The sequence below is a fragment of the Chryseobacterium sp. 14P4.3.2 genome (assembly GCF_057799275.1).
This window is the reverse complement of sequence record NZ_JBYOKO010000010.1, coordinates 20,630-39,111: the sequence shown is the minus strand read 5'-3', so window position 1 is coordinate 39,111 and position 18,482 is coordinate 20,630. Positions and strand designations below refer to the sequence as shown.

General features: G+C 36.8%; 18 protein-coding genes and 1 pseudogene. 2 read left to right on the top strand and 17 right to left on the bottom strand.

Translation table 11 applies throughout. The features are described from left to right. The first annotated feature begins 204 nt into the window (after window positions 1-204). Entirely contained in the window at window positions 205-1,731 is a 1,527-nt protein-coding gene (locus tag AC27VX_RS15150) for an endonuclease (protein WP_488696451.1), read from the top strand. Window positions 1,732-1,885: 154 nt separating this feature from the next. Here AC27VX_RS15150 and AC27VX_RS15145 read toward each other — a convergent pair whose 3' ends face one another. The 17 genes and pseudogenes from AC27VX_RS15145 to namA form a co-directional block, all read right to left on the bottom strand. Continuing rightward, window positions 1,886-2,620, bottom strand: a complete 735-nt coding sequence (locus AC27VX_RS15145) for a hypothetical protein (protein ID WP_488696449.1) — start codon at window positions 2,618-2,620, stop codon at window positions 1,886-1,888. 208 nt (window positions 2,621-2,828) lie between these two features. Further along, window positions 2,829-3,209 carry a hypothetical protein gene (locus AC27VX_RS15140; protein ID WP_300689684.1) on the bottom strand — a complete coding sequence of 127 codons (381 nt, stop codon included), beginning with the start codon at window positions 3,207-3,209 and terminating at the stop codon, window positions 2,829-2,831. Next, window positions 3,190-3,663, bottom strand: a pseudogene (locus tag AC27VX_RS15135) (LemA family protein). The gene AC27VX_RS15140 and the pseudogene AC27VX_RS15135 overlap by 20 nt, the downstream one beginning before the upstream one ends. A gap of 86 nt (window positions 3,664-3,749) precedes the next feature. Beyond that, window positions 3,750-4,532 (bottom strand): hypothetical protein, encoded by a 783-nt coding sequence (locus AC27VX_RS15130; RefSeq protein ID WP_488696447.1) that lies wholly within the window; start codon window positions 4,530-4,532, stop codon window positions 3,750-3,752. 165 nt (window positions 4,533-4,697) lie between these two features. Then, the gene (locus tag AC27VX_RS15125; protein WP_236855607.1) at window positions 4,698-5,348 is read right to left on the bottom strand and encodes a hypothetical protein; all 651 of its coding nucleotides are present in this window, start codon (window positions 5,346-5,348) and stop codon (window positions 4,698-4,700) included. A 69-nt stretch (window positions 5,349-5,417) separates the two neighbouring features. After that, window positions 5,418-6,071, bottom strand: a complete 654-nt coding sequence (locus AC27VX_RS15120) for a hypothetical protein (protein WP_488696445.1) — start codon at window positions 6,069-6,071, stop codon at window positions 5,418-5,420. A gap of 10 nt (window positions 6,072-6,081) precedes the next feature. Then, window positions 6,082-6,897 carry a hypothetical protein gene (locus AC27VX_RS15115; RefSeq protein WP_300689695.1) on the bottom strand — a complete coding sequence of 272 codons (816 nt, stop codon included), beginning with the start codon at window positions 6,895-6,897 and terminating at the stop codon, window positions 6,082-6,084. 8 nt (window positions 6,898-6,905) lie between these two features. Further along, window positions 6,906-9,566, bottom strand: coding sequence for an OmpA family protein (locus tag AC27VX_RS15110; RefSeq protein WP_488696443.1), 2,661 nt, complete (start codon window positions 9,564-9,566; stop codon window positions 6,906-6,908). Window positions 9,567-9,577: 11 nt separating this feature from the next. Then, complete coding sequence (locus AC27VX_RS15105; protein WP_236855611.1) at window positions 9,578-10,066, bottom strand: DUF4280 domain-containing protein; 489 nt, start codon at window positions 10,064-10,066, stop codon at window positions 9,578-9,580. A 29-nt stretch (window positions 10,067-10,095) separates the two neighbouring features. Next, window positions 10,096-11,139 (bottom strand): hypothetical protein, encoded by a 1,044-nt coding sequence (locus AC27VX_RS15100; protein WP_488696441.1) that lies wholly within the window; start codon window positions 11,137-11,139, stop codon window positions 10,096-10,098. A gap of 5 nt (window positions 11,140-11,144) precedes the next feature. Continuing rightward, a complete protein-coding gene (locus AC27VX_RS15095; RefSeq protein WP_488696439.1) occupies window positions 11,145-12,557 on the bottom strand; it encodes a T6SS phospholipase effector Tle1-like catalytic domain-containing protein in 1,413 nt (470 codons plus the stop codon). 33 nt (window positions 12,558-12,590) lie between these two features. Further along, entirely contained in the window at window positions 12,591-13,565 is a 975-nt protein-coding gene (locus AC27VX_RS15090) for a DUF2931 family protein (RefSeq protein WP_300689706.1), read from the bottom strand. 64 nt (window positions 13,566-13,629) lie between these two features. After that, window positions 13,630-13,800 carry a hypothetical protein gene (locus AC27VX_RS15085; RefSeq protein WP_236855615.1) on the bottom strand — a complete coding sequence of 57 codons (171 nt, stop codon included), beginning with the start codon at window positions 13,798-13,800 and terminating at the stop codon, window positions 13,630-13,632. Window position 13,801: 1 nt separating this feature from the next. Beyond that, window positions 13,802-15,733, bottom strand: coding sequence for a type VI secretion system Vgr family protein (locus AC27VX_RS15080; RefSeq protein WP_488696436.1), 1,932 nt, complete (start codon window positions 15,731-15,733; stop codon window positions 13,802-13,804). 145 nt (window positions 15,734-15,878) lie between these two features. After that, window positions 15,879-16,283 carry a type VI secretion system tube protein TssD gene (gene tssD, locus AC27VX_RS15075; RefSeq protein WP_236855617.1) on the bottom strand — a complete coding sequence of 135 codons (405 nt, stop codon included), beginning with the start codon at window positions 16,281-16,283 and terminating at the stop codon, window positions 15,879-15,881. A gap of 247 nt (window positions 16,284-16,530) precedes the next feature. Continuing rightward, window positions 16,531-16,809: a DUF2752 domain-containing protein gene (locus tag AC27VX_RS15070; protein WP_236855618.1), complete on the bottom strand. Its 279-nt coding sequence runs from the start codon at window positions 16,807-16,809 to the stop codon at window positions 16,531-16,533. 26 nt (window positions 16,810-16,835) lie between these two features. Then, window positions 16,836-17,888 (bottom strand): NADPH dehydrogenase NamA, encoded by a 1,053-nt coding sequence (namA, locus tag AC27VX_RS15065; RefSeq protein WP_488696434.1) that lies wholly within the window; start codon window positions 17,886-17,888, stop codon window positions 16,836-16,838. A 98-nt stretch (window positions 17,889-17,986) separates the two neighbouring features. Here namA and AC27VX_RS15060 point away from each other — a divergent pair, with 98 nt between their 5' ends. Further along, window positions 17,987-18,469 carry a cytidine deaminase gene (locus tag AC27VX_RS15060; RefSeq protein ID WP_488696432.1) on the top strand — a complete coding sequence of 161 codons (483 nt, stop codon included), beginning with the start codon at window positions 17,987-17,989 and terminating at the stop codon, window positions 18,467-18,469. Window positions 18,470-18,482 lie beyond the last annotated feature (13 nt).

Here is an 18,482-nt window from a genome sequence, read left to right as displayed (position 1 = left end):
CCCTATTCATATTTTACAACTCAACTTTTTCTTTTTGCCAATTCATGACCCGCTCTACTAAGATTAAAATGTATTTTAAAGGTGAAATATTGATCACTTATTTAGTATTGCCTGTCAATTTTTGAATGTTGTACATTCAAAATTAATAATAATGTAATTTTTGATTGATAAAAATGTAGTATTCTTGCTAAAACTTGTATTGATATGAAAAAAATCATCTTATTCTCTGTATTTGCGGGACTTGCCCAAGCTCAGGCTCCTGCAGGATATTATAATTCAGCCAACGGACTGAGTGGCGCAGCACTGAAAACAGCATTAAGCAGCATTGTCACCAGCGGACATCAGGACAAAGGGTACAATGGGTTGTGGACGGCCTACAAAACCACAGATATTGATAAGGATTACGAAAATGACGGGTCTATTCTTGACATTTATTCCGAAAAACCTGTAGGTGCTGATCCTTATAAATATACGCCCGGAACAAACCAGTGCGGGACTTATTCTACAGAAGGAAACTGTTATAACAGGGAGCATATTATTCCTCAGAGCCTGTTTAATGAAGCTTCCCCAATGGTAGCTGATATTCACTTCATCAGAGCTACTGACGGGAAGGTAAACGGAATGAGAAGTAATTATCCTTTCGGAAAGGTAGAAAGTGCGACTTTTACTTCTAAAAACGGATCAAAACTTGGAAGTTCTGCTTCTTCGGGATATGCCGGAACCGTTTTTGAACCTATCGATGAGTTTAAAGGGGATGTAGCCCGTATGATCTTCTATTTTGTCACCCGTTATCAAAGTAAGCTTTCTTCTTTTACATCGGGAAATATGCTGGGAAGTTCTACGTTTCCAGGATTACAGACCTGGGAACTGAATGTTCTTCTGGCGTGGCATAATCAGGATCCTGTTTCTCAGGCAGAAATCAAAAGGAATAATGCGTCTTACAGTTATCAGGGTAACAGAAATCCTTTTATTGATAATCCCAATTATGTCAATCTTATCTGGGGCTCTTCCAATACAAACGGAACAAATACGAACCCTACTACTCCTTCAACGAACTGTGGAAGCGAAAGTTTTGAAACTATTCCGGCTGCCAGCGCTTCTTATTCCACTACTACCTGGAGTAACAACGGTATTTCATGGACTGCCACAGATTCGAGAACTGACCAGACAATCAATAATAAAGCGATTACGGTAAGAAGCGGCTCGTTAACTTCCGGTAATTCCGGAAATGGTATTGGTTCTTTAACGGTAACCACTCAGCTTAAGTTTACGGGAACTAACGGAACTTTTGATGTAAAGGTCAACGGAACTAAAGTGGGGACTGTTCCTTATAGTGCAACAGCGGCAACCACAACCATCAGTAATATCAATGTTTCAGGAAATGTATCGGTAAGCCTTGTGAATACTTCAACAAGCAACAGGGTCGCGATTGATGACCTTACCTGGACCTGCTATTCCGGATCTGCTTCAAGACAAATTCAAAGTATTGCAACTGATACTTCTGTACAAGGCTTTACCATTTCTCCTAACCCGGTTACCAATCAGGAGATTTTTGTAAACGGCGACCTTCAGCATGTTAAAAAGGCAGAAATCTATAGTCTTCAGGGTAAGGTTTTGCAGAGCATTGACCAGCCTTTCAAAAATGGCAATTCAATCAGGACGAGAAATCTTGGCCAGGGAGTTTATATTCTAAAACTGGATCAGTCTACCATGCAGTTTTTAGTAAAATAATCTTAAGATTTAAGGATATAAAAAAGGTTGGTCTCTGTTTTTGAGGCCAACCTTTTGTTATTTATTAATTCTCCCATTGATTATAACAGTATCGATTTTTTGATATGTTTTTTGACATAAAATTTACTGTAAACCTTTTGCTTATTCTTCATTATCATTTTAGAAAAATTTTATCTGCGTCTGGATATCCGGAGCTTTCCAAAAATTCTTTCCACTCTTTGTCTTTGAAAACAAACAGATTGCAACGGAGTTCATCGGGTTTATTTTCCATTTCCGTTTCATAGTAGTAATAAGTAAGATTTTTACTTTTCCAAATGGCAACTTCCTGACGAAATTTATTGGGAGTGCCAGCAATTTCATTGCCAGTAATTTTTGATTCAAAATTATTATGTATGGTATCAAAAACCGGAGTGTGAAGGGTTTTGTTTAAATTTTCAAAAAGTGCTTTCTGTTCTTTTTCTGTGTAAATATCGAGCTGATACATTCCCAGTTTGTCATTTTTTTCGTTGGCAACAGGCCCGATTTTCGGATCTACATTTCCGTAATGGAAAACTACTTTATTGGTGTTTTTACTGTTTTTACCGTCTAAACTTATTCCGTTAAAATGCAGTAATTTTTCTGATGAAAAAGCAAGTCTGTCATTCCCAATCAAGGTCATTTCATCAGCCTTTACCGTATCACTGGCGGCCATTGCCCCTGCGGATTTTAAGATGGTATTGATGTTTTCCCCCATGGGAAGAGCCGAAAGATTAAATGGTTCTGTCTGAATGCTGTTCTGAACTTCACTATGGTGTTCACATCCTTTCTTTTTATGCCCACTGCATGACATCACCGCTATACAGAGGAGTGGGATTATGAAGTATTTCAATGTTTTTGTACTCTTGTTCATGTATGGTTATTAAAAATCAGGTTATATTGTTTAATACTGACTTTTCCCGGCAATATAAAGTTTCCGGATACCTTTTAAGGTAAGATGTTTCAAATTCTTTTATGTTAAATGAACTGTGATAAAAAAGCTTATTTTTTCGATCATATGGTTTATTTCCACAATAGATACTGATTACGATCCAACTTTTTTTTAATATTTTTTCCTTGAATTACTGATTTTGTTTTTCTCTCATTATTTTAGACCAATCGGTAAACATTTTGGTAATAGTATTGGCATTTATCAGGCTGAAGAAGAACATTCCCATGAATACGGTAAGCCAGCAATATGCCAGTTTCACTCCATTTTTATCGGTAATGAAAAAGAGTATAAATATCGTGATTGCTCCTGCTATAAATGTAAAAAGCAATGTATACAACAGTGCATGAATGATATACATATTCAGTTTAAGTTTTCTTAAAACCCACCCAATCACCGCAATTGGAATACACAACAGGATCGGGAGAAACATGGCGCCAAATATGGCTACCTCCGGGTAATCAGCTAATTGGTCTTCCAATCCGAAAAAGCTATTAAAACTGAACCCCGTCATAATGTTTCTCTGAGTTTGTAATTTCCAGTAACGTTTTGTCTTTGTATCCTAACATTTTTGCTAATATAACGTTAGGAAATTCATGCGTTCCAATATTATAAAGATTTACGCTGTCGTTAAAAAATTCTCTTCTGTCTGCAATTTTATCTTCCAGTTAAGAAATCCTTTTCTGCAGTTCAACGAAATTATTATTAGACTTCAGCTCGGGATAGTTTTCAGAAACGGCAAAGAATGAAGAGAGTGCTTTTGAAGTTTCATTGGCTAATTCTGTTCTTTTATCTGCATCCGTACTGTTGTTATAAAAAGTTCTGAGTTCTGTAAGGCGGGTAAGCAGCTTTTCTTCGTAGTTCATAAAATGTTTGGCTACAGTAACCAAATTGGGAATTTCATCTGCGCGTTGCTTCAGCACAACATCAATATTGCCATAGGCTTTATCAACATTAAATTTAAGCATAACCAGCTTGTTATAAAGGTTGGTGAAAAAGCTGATGATGGCTATACCAAGCAGAATAAGTAATATGATTGCAACCGTCTGATTCATTATTGTGTAAGTATATAAATAATTATTAAAAGGATAATGGAACAGGTAAACATAAATGATCTCAGCAATGGCTGATATTTATTCCAAACTGTGATTCCTGATGATGAAGTAATTCCGAAGACTTTATGATACTCGTCTTTTCTGATGAAAGGAACTCCATTTTTAGAATCTGCATAGCCAACCAGCAGCATCTTCTGACCCTCTTTTAAAAGGGTTTCTGTGTATCTTTTACCACTGTGGCTGCTGCTATTGGTTTCTTCTAACAAAACCAACTCTATTCCTTCGGGCTCTACTTCGATCGTTCCGGTATCATCTGTAACCTGAAAGATATTGCATTGTGTTTCCTTATGAATGGTTCTATAACTTTCTTTACCGTCAGAATCTCTATCGATATCCTCGATGGTGTAATAGTATCCGATACAGGTTTCATTTTTTACTGGTGAGAATAAAGGATTCTTCATAATCAATTTCCCTTCAATTTCTGCCAGACCTTTTGCCACTGAATGTATCTTCGAGGTAGGAAGTGACGACTGGAGGCGTAAAAACCGTTTGGCAGCCGTGGGTCTCATCAGAGTAATAAAGATCAGTACAACAATCACCAGAGGTATAATAATGATGGCTTTTTTTGCATAAGCATCATAATTATTGGCCATTTCAAAAGCATATTCATGCAGCGGCATCTTATCTTTAAAAATAATCCACAGAATAAAATAAATAAAGCACGTGGCTATTATTCCTAAAATGATATATGCGATGTACGGTCTTCCCTTTTTTACTCCCATCTATTTTGTTCGTAACCTGAATAAAAATATCTGAATGCTATTCCAGTATTTCTTTTTTTTAAATGACTTTAAATTCTTCTTTTCCCTGTGGTATATGAAACATCAGATCTTCACTGGTTCATTTTTCATCCCATAAAAATTTGGGTGGCCTGCTTTATTATTGGTTTAGTTCATATATTTATACCAGGGAGAAGCCGGAGGTGTCGGATATTTTAATCCAAAAACAGCATTATTACGATAGGCATCTTTCGTCACGGAAATGTATTTATTTCTTATTTTACCATCATCTTCAACAGAGATACTGAGTATAGAATAATTTTTTCCATCATCCCAGAAGAAAGAAGTTGGATAGGTAAAAGAGTTTTTTTCATTTTGATTCCATGAAACTTTTTCCGGAGAAAGTTTTTTCAGCTTTTCAAAAATGGGTTTTACAAGTTGGGCATCCACAGTTGCTTTATCGGTAATAGAAGCTGTAGGCTTTCCATGTTTTTTTACAATTTTTTCGGCAAATTCCAGAGAGTATTTTTCGGCTGCATTGGTATCAACAGCTCCCACTTTTCCTTTGTATACGGTAATTCTTGTGCCCATTGTATTGTCTAATGGTATATTTGCATAGGATACTCCTTTGTTTTCATCAGCGTAATACTGAATGATATCTGCTTTTGCTGCATCTTTCATAAATACATCTTTGTTTTCAAAATCATACTTTTTCGCATCATCACCTAATGAAACTGATGACAGGTCAAATGATTTATTTCCACAACAGATATTGATCAATACTACAAAAATCAATATCAGAACTCTTGCTTTTTTCATAATGCTTTATATTTTGATGATTACTATAATCCGTTAATTTTGGTTATTAACCGTTTTTTAAAATATTTTTCATGATTTCAAATATATGAATACTATACAGGAAATATTAATTAAAATAAGCAATAATGCCAGCTTGAAAGACCAGTTTATTCTTTTTTTCATAGGATATGATGTGGTATAGGTAGAAATCAGGGATGCAAAAAATGCAGCAAATCCTGTAAAAATGCAACCTGCTGCAAACATTATCCAATCCAATTGGATAGCATTTGTATTCTCTGCTCCTGCTTTATCTGTTATCTTTAGTTTCTGTCCCAGAGCTGGTGGATTGTCACTGGTAATATCTATGGTTTTTATTACTTTATCACCATTGCCATCTGTATATTCTACTTTAGGAAAAAAAATTGCTTTGTCTCTATAGGTAGAATTTGAAAAGTTTTTAAACTTTGTTATTTCTTTTTTATATCCTACCACTGTCGCTTCATATTGTGGTTCATCAAAAGTTCTATATGCCTTTTCCCAGAAAAAGGTATATGATAATACGAACGCCATTGCATTCACGGAAATCATTATAGTTGAAATGATAAAAAGAAGGAAGGCTTTCTCCAGAAGGCCTCCTTTTTTTCCCGAATGATCTCTGTTACTGGCAAATTTCAAAAAGATTTTATATCCTTTGTACAGAGAAAATATGACAATAATTGCCACAAAACATCCTAAAAAAGTCATTTTTAAATGATTAAATAATACTGAATCCTTTTTCTTTTGTTCTCATATGAAGTTTGACTTCTAATTCTATATTGCTTTGTTTTTCAATATCCGGACTTTTGAATTGCAATGGTTGTGAGCCATCTTTTCTCATCAGCCTTACCAATTTTCCATATCCGATTATTTCAAGTTTCAGATCAGCTTCATTAAGTTCTTCGACTTCTAAGTTCTGAGAAAATAATTGCCCCGCGCTCTCCAAAAAGCTTTTTTTTCTTTCTTCTGTGTAATACAAAGCCTGTTCCTGCAATTTCATTTTGTCTTGTGACATTTCCAGATATTTCCCTGCGTTATGGCTTTGCAATACAGTTCTGATCTGTTTATAATATTGTAGGACATCTCTGAAAAGGTCTTCTTTTTTGATGTCTTTCAAGTCTACTGAATTTTGCCATCCGTCCAGTACAAAAGGAAGTTCAATTTCTATTTCACTTGTGATTTCAAAATGAGGATATTTTACATTTTCACTCAGTCCATCCCATGGTGATTCTATTTTCGGATGAAAAGCATACCGCGAGGCTTTCCAGTTATCAAGTTCTGCACAGAAAAAATCTATAGACATTGTATCATCTTCATCCAAAATATTTTTTCCTGAACGGGGATACATTCTCCCGGTCACTTTATACTTCCCGCTCTGAAGCAATGCCTGATTGATCATTGTATCACCTCCGAAGCCTCCTTCTTTTGTCTCATCTCCGTACCAGTCTGTCACAGGAACATCGTTTACATATATGGTTCCAGAACAGTACATTCTCGGATATACAGAATATAGTGGTTTTTTAAAATTATGCATAGATCAATTTAAGTTAAATATTTTTTTTCCAAATAGAAGGTTTCTTCTTTTATTGCTTTTTCTTCTACTTTAAAATTACTTTTCCACCAGCCTACTTCTCCTTCTATTTCTACCGACAGTACTACTCCCGAGAATTTCAGGATGGGCTGTATGAATAATCCTTTAGCATCGGAATCCAGTACAATATCACCTCCAAAGTAAGAATCTGCCTTTGCAGCAGCTTTAAACGTCATAATAGGTTTCGATTTTGTTCCTTTTACTTTTCCGATTTCAACACTGACACTAAGCTCTATGGTAGCTCCCATTTTTCCCCCTATGGTTGTTTTTCCCTGCATATTGATCCCGTTGATACTATCAATTTTCAAGGCATCAACAGTGATTTCCAGTTCTCCATAAAATGTTGCTGTAAAAGTTACGGAGGCCCCTAATTTTTCTAATCCTCCCCGAAATTTATTAATAATTCTTGCAGCAGCCGGGTTTCCGGTAGCTCCATACGAGGCCGCAGCAATGGCAGCTCCCAATATATCAATAATTACTTCGGCTCCGATTAAAGGTTTAAAACCAAACCCCACTTCACCAATTACGCTGAGTGTATTGTTTTCGTTCACCCTTTCCAGGTACCATTTTCCTACAACTGTAAATTTCGGATATCTGATATTAAAACCTACAGGTATTGCAGTTTCCTTCGCTGCACTCTGTGCATAGTTAATTGCATTTTGTACAATATTCACAGATGTTGCAATCATTTTTGCTACCAGCTCAATTTTATCTGCAAATTCATTGGTGAAACTTCTCTTTTCTCTCCCGGCGTCCCATTCAGCAGATAAACCTACCCCTATTGAGATCGGGACTTTACCTGTTTCATTCATTCTCCATCTGTTATACCCCGCCTGCCTGGATTTTTCCTGATGTTTTGCGTAGATATTTCCCGCTGGCATATTGGCTGCCTTATAATTAGATACATTCACCAAAAACTCAAGAGCGAGTTCCCATTTAATATCCGGATAGGCTTTTATCAGTACAGTAGTTGTTTTTTCATTGCTAAAATATCTGCAGCTATGAACATGCAAATGAAACTGATTCGGATTGGTAGCTGAAGGCCAGATGTATTCTATTGGAAAAGCATTCACTCTGGACAGGTTTGAGTATACTCCATAATTGAAAGAAGGTGTAGTAAATGTTTTTACAGTGTCTCCTTTATCTATTGCCTGTCCTACGTCTACCAGCAGAGCTTGTTTTTTATGTTTTCCTTTACTATCTCTGAAGCATTCATTGGTTTGAAAGCCTGTAATATCAATGATCAGATTTTTTTTTGTAGATATGCTAGGTGCTGTTACTTCATAATTTATAGTCTGTGCATCATGGGCGTTGAATACGAATGAGATGTCTACTCTACGGTTGTTTTCGTAGTCTTTCTCATTTTTGTATTTGATATGGTCTCTGCCCATTTTATCATCTGTAGGATCTACTTCTCCTTTTCCTACCGAGATTATTCTTCTGGGATCTAATCCTCCATCGGCAAAGAATTTTTTGACAACATCTGCTCTTCTCTGAGAAAGTCCTTTGTTGTAGTTTTCTTTCCCTATCACACAGGCATAGCCACTGAGATTCATTGTAGAATCTTTGTGTTCAAGAAGGAATTTGAGTACGTTATTCAGAATGGCTACTCCGTCTTTATCAATTACTGTGGAATCGAATTTATAAAAGATCGTTCTCTGAATATGTTCCTGTAATGCTGCGGATTTTATCTGGGTGACACCCTCTCCGTTTTTAAAGACTGTAACTGTTGTATTGCTGGCTTTTCCGTCCTTTGTTTCATTTTCAGTGATCTTGATGAGTTCAAATTTACATGGTTCCTGCCTTACGGAGTTTACATCCGGCATATATACTTTCGTCGGAGTCTGGTTTTGGGCTCCGTTGGTATTGGTAGTAACTATTTTATTTTTTACGTTCAGATAGATCGCATGAAGGTCATCACCCCGATTATCTTTAATATATTGTTTTGATGCAATATCTTTTACTTTAACATAAAACTCCTCTACATTCTGAATGTTGTCCACATACGCCATCCAGGCAAAGGTATTTTCTATTTTCAGATTTACTTCACCGTCTATTACGTCTACATTATTATATACATGTACCAGTTTATCTTTTTTCGCTGTCTGCTGGTTCCAAAGTTCAATGATAAGAGCGTTTCCATTGAGACCTTCTGTCATCAGGTTCAGGTGAACAATATGTCCGTAGGAAATATATTCAGATTTTTTATTGTTTTTAATGCTTTTGCTGTTCTTTTGTGTAGACCATTTGCTGCTTACAATTTTCGGATCACACCAGCCTTTTACATATAAGCCTGTATTATTTTTAGTATCTCTTACTCCGGAAAGACTGGCTTCTATATAAAACTGATAGCTTCCGCAGTACTGTTTGTCTATTAAAAACTTATAGCCGCCGGCAGAAGGCATCTGATTGATGATAATCTTTCTGCTGCTATTCTGCCTCATCCAGATAAGGGGCTTCTTTTTGTCTGCATCTGTGGTATCCGGCAGCCATTCATCAATACCGAACCGTACCCACTGATCAGGTTTTATGGTTACCCTTTGTCCTAAGACAGACATTTTCGGATAATAAAGTCCGCTTACAATTTTTATTTTTTTTACGCCTTTTGCCATTTTTTTATCATTTAGATTGCCGCATCCTGCCCTCCTCCTGAAGGCTGCTCATTATACATTTCCTCAGAATCTACCATCGGATTGATCTGCTGTTGAATATCTTTGTCGGCATTTTTAAAGTTCTGCTGGCTGGCTTCTGCTCTCTGTCCATGGTCTATAATCTCAATACAAGGTGTCCCGGCAACGGCACATACTGCTTTACTGTCTTCTATAATGATATACCCACCATTACTGAGCTGTACTTTCTCATAAAACTTCTGCCATTCTGTAACCATGATCTTGCAGGGCGGAGGCGGTCCTCCCATTTTGGTACAGTTCCCGAATGTATTTTTTTCAAATGTGGCTCCTCCTATTTCTTTCGTGGTAACGATGAGTTTTTTAGAAGCGCTTTTATCATTGGCATATTCTTTTTGATGTGTAAGTACTTTCAGCTTGTCGGGAATCTGCCCAAATTGGCATTTGCACATGGCGCCCTGTACTACAATATGTTTTTCTGCCATATTAATTTTATCTTTAGTGAAATGGTAATTTAGTTTTCATCAATTCCTGACACTGATACTGAAATCTTTTTCTCTTCCTGCAGCATAATACTGCACTCCAGATAAAGGGATTTCGGCAGTGAGGTTTTTTCTTTCATATAGCCTATTATTCTGAAATTTCCCTCTTCGTTCATCACAGGCTCATCTTCTATAATCAATGAAAAAGGTGATTTTCTTATAAAATCGTCAATATCTCTTTCTTCATGTAATTTTCCCGATCCTTCTACTGTAATCAGACCTGTTTCTCCTTTTAACGGATCTGCCTCCAGTGTAATTTTGTATCTGGGTTCAACAGCATTGTCCACTACCGGAAAAATTGTTGTCATTTCTGTTATATAGTCCTTTCCAAAACTTTGGTAAATCCCAAAGAATAAAGTCCTGATGAAATAATCGTTTTTAAGATACAGATCAATAGCTTCAGGCTCGCTGATTACTTTTTCAATCCTCCTGCAGTATTCGTCTACAGTTTCTCCATCAAATTCTTTATACAATTCTTCTTTAATTCCGGGCCATCTTTTGAGAAATACCTCAGCATTTTCAACGGCTTCAAATTTCCCGTTTTCATCTGTGCAGATCTGTAAAGGATATAAAACCTTTGAGGTCCTGTAAGCCAGCAAATCTGCAATTTCATTGACTTCCTCTTCATTAAGATAAAGGTTTGATGTACGGTCTATTTCAAAAAAATGATTCCCTTTTTCGGTTTTCAGCCAGCGTACTGATGTTTCATATTTGAGTTCGCTTTTATCTTCTCCTTTTTGAATGGTAATGACAACACTGTACCTCCGTACTGAGTTTTCAGGCTGAAAAACGAGTCTGTTTCCTTTTCCGAATTCTACCAATCTGCTTTTATCAGTAACAGCCGTTCGTGGAATAAATATTTCTTTTTGTACGGTCAGCTCTATCAGAATCATGTCTTTTACAGTGCATAGGTTATTATGAAATAACTTTAAAGCATCTGTACTCAGATTGTAAAGTGCTGCAATACTTTTTAAGGTTTCATCTTTCTGAACGCTATGTTTATTATATTTCTGCATAGATTTTAATGAATAACTCTTCTTCTATCTGACCTTGGATCCATTCCAATGCCTTCTCTTCTTGCAGACCAGTGCAGATATTTTTTGCGAAGATCTCTTAAATCATCCTGTTCTTTCACTTCTTTCTGATAGGCAGTATATTTTTCTTCCGGAATCGTTTCTCCTCCATAGGTATCGCGCAGTTCTTTGAATCCTTTAAATGTATAGGGTTTATTATCTCCCATTACATAGGTTCTGAGACGGTCTTTTACTCTTATTAGCAATGCATCGGATGAGATGGAATAGGTCTCATTAATCATCTTTTTGTCAGTAATGGGCAAAGTTTTCTCTATGCCATATTCAGCCATAAAATGTAAAGGAATGTAGCTGAATGTTTTCAGCAGGTATCGTGTTCCTCTTAATGATAAATAGAAACCGGGAGTAATGGTAAGCTGATCTTTCTCATACCAGCCTTCTGTTACCAGCTGTGTTTTTAACGCTTCCAGTTTACTGCTGGTTGTCCATGATGTTTCAACCTCTTCCCAGGTTTCCTGCCCGTTTTCATATGCTCCTCCTACGTCACAATGCACTCCGGGGAATGTTTTCTCTGTTCCGATATGCACTCTTGTAAGGTCAAAATTTTCCCTGTGTTCGTTTTCAGCAATGAAATGAATAATAGTCTGAGCTTTTCCTATATCATTAAGGCTTAGCTCCTCTACGTCGTTGGCAAAGTTCGGTACAGGTGACAAATATTTTGAATAGGAAGAAACGGTATCATAGATCCCGAGAAATCTGATTTTTAAAACGTCTACTTTAATTCCTGCTTCTTCCAGTTTGAGCCCAAGATGTCCCCATTTAGGAAGTTCTGCTCCTTCAACGTTTTTACCATCATCATCGGAGTATGAAGTAACGGTCATTCCATCATTCGAAACGGTATATGATTTCGCTTTATATTTTGCCTTTCCTATTTCATATACAAAATTGCGGGCAGCGGCTGCTCCGCGGCTGAAACCAAATACATCAAAAGTAATGACAGCTATTTTATCGGCTTTCTTTTCACTTTTTATGGTTTTTACTTTTTTTACAATTTCTTCGCAACCTTTTCTTACTTTAGCTCTGATCCCCGTTTCGCCTGTTCCGAAAGCATATCCCAGGGTGGCATCTCCTTTGGAATCTTCGGTACCAATACCTTCTATATAAATTCCAAAATTTTTATCATAGTTATCCCACATACGGGCCACATTACTCCAGTCGTTATTGTAACTGTTATTGTCTGAAGATTTACCTCCATATTTTTTATGGACCTCTGTTTTCCCTCTACGTTCTATAGTATTGGTTTTGTTATTTAACGTCCCGTCAAAAAATATCCCAATTGTAATGTCTAACACTTCCTCTTTGGATACGGACGGTGTATAACTTCCAAACTGATTGTTGTGCATCGTTCTTATTTTTTATGGATTGAAGGGAATATATTATTCTATCTTACGGGATACTCTGATTTTTGCTTTATTGATGGAAAGACTTTGTTTTTCAGCCACCAGAGAAAGCAACACCTGAGTATTGTCCTGATTTACTTTAATGGTAAAATCAATTTGTTTATCTTTACCCAACTTTTGAAATAATTCAAAAATTTCTTTTTCATCAAAAGAATCTACCCATACAGCATATTTATTCTTGTTCTTATCTCTCCAGTAAAAGCCACAAAACCTGGGAATGGCTCTGCTTTTATAAGTATTATCTTTTAAACTCTGATCAAAAATATTTTCCTGCTCACCATTATAACTGGTAAATCCAAAGTCTATCCACTCTGCTCCTTCCGGAAGGACCACAACTGGCTTCCAATTGTATTTTTCTCTGTAAACATTATAAATATCTGAGGGAGGGTAGCCTTGTTTTTTGATTTTTTCCAGAACTTCCGGTTTGAATGTTTTGTAAGAAGGATCGTTCAGCATTCTGTCTGCAAATCCCTCTTTAAACATATATTGAGCATTATCATATGCTTTTTCTCTTGTAATAAGAGTATCATGAGCCTGAAAAGCTCCAACCTCTTTTTGATTCCCCGGTCCTTTTATCCATAAAACAACTCTTCCCTGCGGAGCCAGTCCTACAACAAAAGAATTGTATGTCATTTTCTTATGAGTATCCTGGTCTACAAATCCTTCTTCAAAAAGGGTTTTAATTTTCTCTTTGTTAAGGTCCCATTTTCCAGTAAAAAACTTATTTTCCACCAAAGAATACCATGTAAAATCCAATTGATGAGGTATTCCCATCTTTTCAGTCTCTACACTCATCGTTCCTCCTTCTTTACCCCATCCTGTATTCTGAGTTCCCCAGATTGCATCAAAAGTGTAGCTGAAATCGTTTGCTACAATCGCTCCTTTATAAATTTCCATCGGGTATTCCTGTGGTGCAGAGACGGTTCCCAGCCAACTGTATTTTTCTTCCATTTTTTTATTCTGACAATTCGTTAATGAGAAACAACATATAATAAGAAGGGCCAGTATTTTACATTTATTTATGACCATGTGACATAATCTTCTTGTTACTTGCTAAAATCAGATTTTCCTTATGTGCTTCTACATTGATCTTCTTTGCTATTTTTTCCACCTTTTTTCCTACGCTCAGATGATAAGAATCTTTGACTGTTATGCGTAGATTGGCTGCTGTTTTTATAATCGCCATATCAGAAAAGTTTTGATTTTTCAGCACTGTTGAATTCTACGATCTTTCCACTCTGCATAGTCATATTTTCCAGCTCACTGAACATAGAGATTTCACCTGCGATTTCATTGGACGTTTCAGATTGTCTCTTGAATTCTTTCTCTATCATTTCTGTTCTGGTATCAGACGTTTCTGTAATATCTCCTGATGCGGTAAGTTTCATATCCTTTCCAGCTATAGAAATAATGTTGTCATTGGCTGTACTGGTAATACTTGCTCCTGCTCCTATCGTAATTTCTTTTCCGGCAGTGATATTGATATTGTCTCCTGCATTTAATGTAAAATTCTTAGGTGCTTTCATGCTGATATTCCCCTGTCCGTCCATAAAGTAGGTATTACCGCTTGGATCAAGAATCGTTACACTTCCTTCTTCATCATTCATTAGAATTCTGATTCCGCTTCTGGTCTGTATAGATTTCAGGTGATTGTTAACTCCCCCTCCTAAAGCGATTCCACCATGAAACATTCCTCCCATTACGAAAGGTCTATCCGGATGGCTGTGTACAAAATTGACCATCACCTGATCTCCGACTTCGGGAATAGCTATATATCCTCTGTTTTGGGTAACCTGGTCTGTTCCTCCCGCGTCAGGGCTCATCATTCGAATGAAATGAGTTGTATCATTGGTTTGCCAGTCGAATCTCACCTGTACTCTCCCCTGTCCTTCCGGATCAGTATTGGAGATTACTGTGGCTGTTTGTGGTTCTGCCTTTGGAATGGTATATCCAGGCTTTGGTAAAAATCCTGTATCTGCCGCTATTCCTACAAAAATACCATTATAATGTCCTCTTGTATCAATCTCATGTTCTACTTCTGTAATCATAATTTTTGTAAAATAAGAAGTTTCATTAGAATCAGGTTTACGCATTTGCACATCCACTACACAGCCGGGATGCAAAAAAGGAACTGTTGTATTTCCTGAGATAGAAAAAACATTTACAGCTTCACTTCCTGATGCACTTTTTTGTGAATATTCCACATCAAGATGAGTAGTAGCTTTAATAGGTGCAACTTGTAAAGCGGGTGTCTTATAGATAGAATCATTGTGACTATAAGCCGTATTTGCCAAATCGCTCACATGTTTTATAGGAGTAGAACCTGAAGTCAGCCTTTCATCTTTATTGCTGTTATACCCATAAAACTGTGGTCTGGTATGAACTGCTTTTAATTCAACTTTAATATTATGAGCGCTACTTCCATAGGTGAGAGTGATAGGTTTGTTCTGAGGCGGAAGTTTTCCAAAATGCAATACTTCACCGTCATAATAGAATTGCTCACCATAAGCTTCAGCCATTCTTGCCAGATAATTGTAGTGGGTTTCATCATACTGGCTGCTGTAAATAATCTGTGAAAAATTATTGGCATCTACCCTGATATCAAAACGGCTTTTATCCACTCCCTGCTTGATCACCTCTTCTGCAATCATTCCTATATTGACAGCCTGTGTACCTCCAAAACTCTGGATATGCGGTGCCCCGTCCAGAAGAATGGTCGGACTATACCCTGTAAGTACAATATTACCAAGACTCATCTGCTCCTGACTGAATCCTACTCCTGTAATAACTCCTACAAAGGTTCTTTCAGGACTGTTATCTATATCTTTATAGGAAATAACTACTGTAAGCCTTTTCCCAAGAAATTTATTGGCATCTTCCAATGAATGGGTCTGTCTGTCACCAAGCGTATCGTGAGCCAGGGTGAGTGTAAATTCGTGATGATACCGGGTACTTTGTTTAAGCTTAAAATGTTTGTAGTATTTGATAATCTTCCCTTCTATGACCACGGAAAGTTTTACCAGACGGTTGATTCCTGTATGGTGATTTTGAGATACACCATCTGCATTCTGCGTGGGGCGGAAAGACGCTGCTCTTGATGTTTCAGGATTATTTGACATATTTTGTGGTGAGTTGTTTATTTTTAGATTATTCAATCAAGCGGGATTTTTTTAATTAAACAAAAAAACTTACGCCCAGATTTCCTAAAGGGGTAAAAAAGACCGTCTTATAGAGACAGCCTTTTTTATATCTTTCTATGAAGATTTAGCTTAAAGGCCAAAGGCCATCATAAGATGAATTTCCGTAAGTGATACTTTCAGCACTAATGATAAAGCTGATAAGCATACTGTTACTGTCCAGAGCATCAAAATCCACTTCATGCTGGATTACATATCCGTTTTCCCATTTCAAAGAAATGAGTGTTCCTTCTTCATGAGATTTATTAAAAGTAATTTCTCCGCTAGTTGGTTTATATTTGCTGTTAAGTAAACTTTCCAGAATATCAGATTTCTCTGTAGCTTCAATTGTTACTTTAATAAGCGCATTGGATGGATCTGACGCCACACGTCCTGAAACGTCTGTAGATCTTGATACACTGTAATTCATTTTCAACAGCTTTTGAGCTTCACCTCCATTGAATTTTAAGATTCCTCTTGAATTTCCTGCCATATTCTTAAATTTTAATCTTTAATGATTACTTCCGTATATAAGGATTGTATAACAAAGATAGAGTTCATGGTCTAATTGAAAAAGTTTTTAGGCAACAGTTTCAGAAATTGTAGTAGTTCTACGACAATTTGAGATTTTCAAATTAGTTTTGATTATTTTCCTGCCTGAAAAACAGCATCATAGAGCTATATGGAAATACCAGAGATTTATTGAAAAACTCTGGTCTTTATCTTTTAGACCAATAAATTTAATAATGTTTATAAAAATAGGCACCGATCATAATGACAAGATTGATGGCAACCAAGCTCATTAAAATGGTTCCATACTTCCTCTTTCTATCAATAAAACTTACCCCTAGAATAAAAAGAAAGAGCAGCAAGGTATATACTGCCGGATACATATGAAATGCCTCAGAGAACTTTCCTTCAAAAACAAGGACTATAGCTCTCTGTGCTCCGCATCCAAGACATTCCACACCCAGAAATTTTTTACTGGGACAGGTAAGCATGAAGTCTTCAATATTCATCTTTACGGGTTTAAGCTACTTACTAGTTATGACGAAATTTTCGCTCTGGTATACTGATGTGGAAAAAAACACTCTTCTTTCATCTCAAAAGCGCCCTGTACGGCAATGTACGGGTTTCTTAAAATTTCCCTTGCTACGAAAATAAGGTCAGCATCTCCTTTCTGAAGAATTTCTTCAGCTTGCTCTACTTTGGTAATTAACCCCACAGCTCCCGTTTTTACAGCAGCTTCGTTTCTTATTTGGGAAGAGAAAGGAACCTGATATCCATCGAAAACAGAAATTTTTGCTCCATGAATATTTCCTCCGCTTGATACATCAACCAGATCAACGGAATGTTCTTTTAGAATCTTAGCTAACTCTACACTATTATCAATGCCCCATCCGTTTTCAGCATATTCTGTTCCTGAAATTCGTACAAAAAGGGCAGTATTTTCATTAAGTTCTTCATTCACTGCATCTACAATTTCCAGCAGAAACCGGATTCTGTTTTCAAAACTTCCGCCATATTCATCTGTTCTGATATTGGAAAGTGGTGATAGAAACTGATGAATAAGATATCCATGCGCGCCATGAAGTTCAATGATATCAAAACCTGCATTTACAGCTCTTCTTGCTGCTTTTTTAAATTCCTGAATCAGTTCTTTTATCTCGTCTGTATTTAGAACATGAGGAATTCTTTCTGACGGATGGTAAGGAATAGGGCTTGGAGCAACTGTTTCCCAACCTTCTTCAACAGAAATTTGAAGATTATTCCATGTAGAGCCTTTTCTTCCTGCATGAGCCAGCTGAATTCCTATCTTACTTTCTGAATTCTTATGAACAAATTCAACAATCCGCTGCAGTTTTTCAGCCTGTTCCTCATTCCAGATTCCCATACAGTGATTGGTAATCCTTCCTCTTGGTTCTATTCCTGTGGCCTCAACCATCAGTAATCCGGTTCCTCCCTGCGATCTGCTTCCGTAATGAACGAAATGAAAATCATTGGCTATTCCGTTTTCACATGAATACATACACATAGGAGACATTACCCATCTGTTTTTTAACTCTACGTTTCTGAATTTTATTGGTGTATATAACATTTTATCTTTTTAAAAATTGAACTTCATCTTAGGAAGAATAAATATTGCCCACTTCATTAAAAAGAAGTACTTTTACCCCCTTTTTTAGTCTACAATATATGAAAAAAGACATACAGATCAGTTACGAATATTTTAAGAATAGCGGTGAACTGAATGATATAGAAAAAAAACTATTTGAAAGAGCCAAGGAAGCGCGTGCAAATGCCTATGCTCCCTACTCTCAGTTTTTTGTAGGATGCTCCGTACTATTGGAAAATGGAGAAATCTATTCCGGAAACAACCAGGAGAATGCCGCTTTTCCCTCGGGGCTTTGTGCTGAAAGAACTGCCTTATTTTGGATAGCAGCCAACTTTCCTTATGTGAAAGTAAAGAAGATCTTCGTAGTGGGTGGTCCGAAAGAGTTCCATGAGAAGAATCCACCGATTCCTCCCTGTGGAGCCTGCCGGCAGAGCTTAATAGAATATGAAACCAAGCAGAATGAGAACATTGATCTTTATTTTTCAAGCATGAATGAAGAAGTTGTAAAAGTGCACGCGGTGAAAGATCTGCTGCCTTTTTACTTTGATTCAACATTTTTGTAAGATGTACAGCGTA

Bases quoted from the DNA above. Each gene is read 5' to 3' on its own strand.
- AC27VX_RS15150 (WP_488696451.1), top strand. From the start codon at position 205: ATGAAAAAAATCATCTTATTCTCTGTATTTGCGGGACTTGCCCAAGCT.
- AC27VX_RS15060 (WP_488696432.1), top strand. From the start codon at position 17,987: ATGAAAAAAGACATACAGATCAGTTACGAATATTTTAAGAATAGCGGT.
- AC27VX_RS15100 (WP_488696441.1), bottom strand. From the start codon at position 11,139: ATGCAGAAATATAATAAACATAGCGTTCAGAAAGATGAAACCTTAAAA.
- AC27VX_RS15125 (WP_236855607.1), bottom strand. From the start codon at position 5,348: ATGAAAAAAGCAAGAGTTCTGATATTGATTTTTGTAGTATTGATCAAT.
- AC27VX_RS15085 (WP_236855615.1), bottom strand. From the start codon at position 13,800: ATGGCGATTATAAAAACAGCAGCCAATCTACGCATAACAGTCAAAGAT.
- AC27VX_RS15105 (WP_236855611.1), bottom strand. From the start codon at position 10,066: ATGGCAGAAAAACATATTGTAGTACAGGGCGCCATGTGCAAATGCCAA.
- AC27VX_RS15120 (WP_488696445.1), bottom strand. From the start codon at position 6,071: ATGACTTTTTTAGGATGTTTTGTGGCAATTATTGTCATATTTTCTCTG.
- AC27VX_RS15115 (WP_300689695.1), bottom strand. From the start codon at position 6,897: ATGCATAATTTTAAAAAACCACTATATTCTGTATATCCGAGAATGTAC.
- AC27VX_RS15140 (WP_300689684.1), bottom strand. From the start codon at position 3,209: ATGACGGGGTTCAGTTTTAATAGCTTTTTCGGATTGGAAGACCAATTA.
- AC27VX_RS15080 (WP_488696436.1), bottom strand. From the start codon at position 15,733: ATGTCAAATAATCCTGAAACATCAAGAGCAGCGTCTTTCCGCCCCACG.
- tssD (WP_236855617.1), bottom strand. From the start codon at position 16,283: ATGGCAGGAAATTCAAGAGGAATCTTAAAATTCAATGGAGGTGAAGCT.
- AC27VX_RS15095 (WP_488696439.1), bottom strand. From the start codon at position 12,557: ATGCACAACAATCAGTTTGGAAGTTATACACCGTCCGTATCCAAAGAG.
- AC27VX_RS15070 (WP_236855618.1), bottom strand. From the start codon at position 16,809: ATGAATATTGAAGACTTCATGCTTACCTGTCCCAGTAAAAAATTTCTG.
- AC27VX_RS15090 (WP_300689706.1), bottom strand. From the start codon at position 13,565: ATGGAAGAAAAATACAGTTGGCTGGGAACCGTCTCTGCACCACAGGAA.
- AC27VX_RS15145 (WP_488696449.1), bottom strand. From the start codon at position 2,620: ATGAACAAGAGTACAAAAACATTGAAATACTTCATAATCCCACTCCTC.
- namA (WP_488696434.1), bottom strand. From the start codon at position 17,888: ATGTTATATACACCAATAAAATTCAGAAACGTAGAGTTAAAAAACAGA.
- AC27VX_RS15130 (WP_488696447.1), bottom strand. From the start codon at position 4,532: ATGGGAGTAAAAAAGGGAAGACCGTACATCGCATATATCATTTTAGGA.
- AC27VX_RS15110 (WP_488696443.1), bottom strand. From the start codon at position 9,566: ATGGCAAAAGGCGTAAAAAAAATAAAAATTGTAAGCGGACTTTATTAT.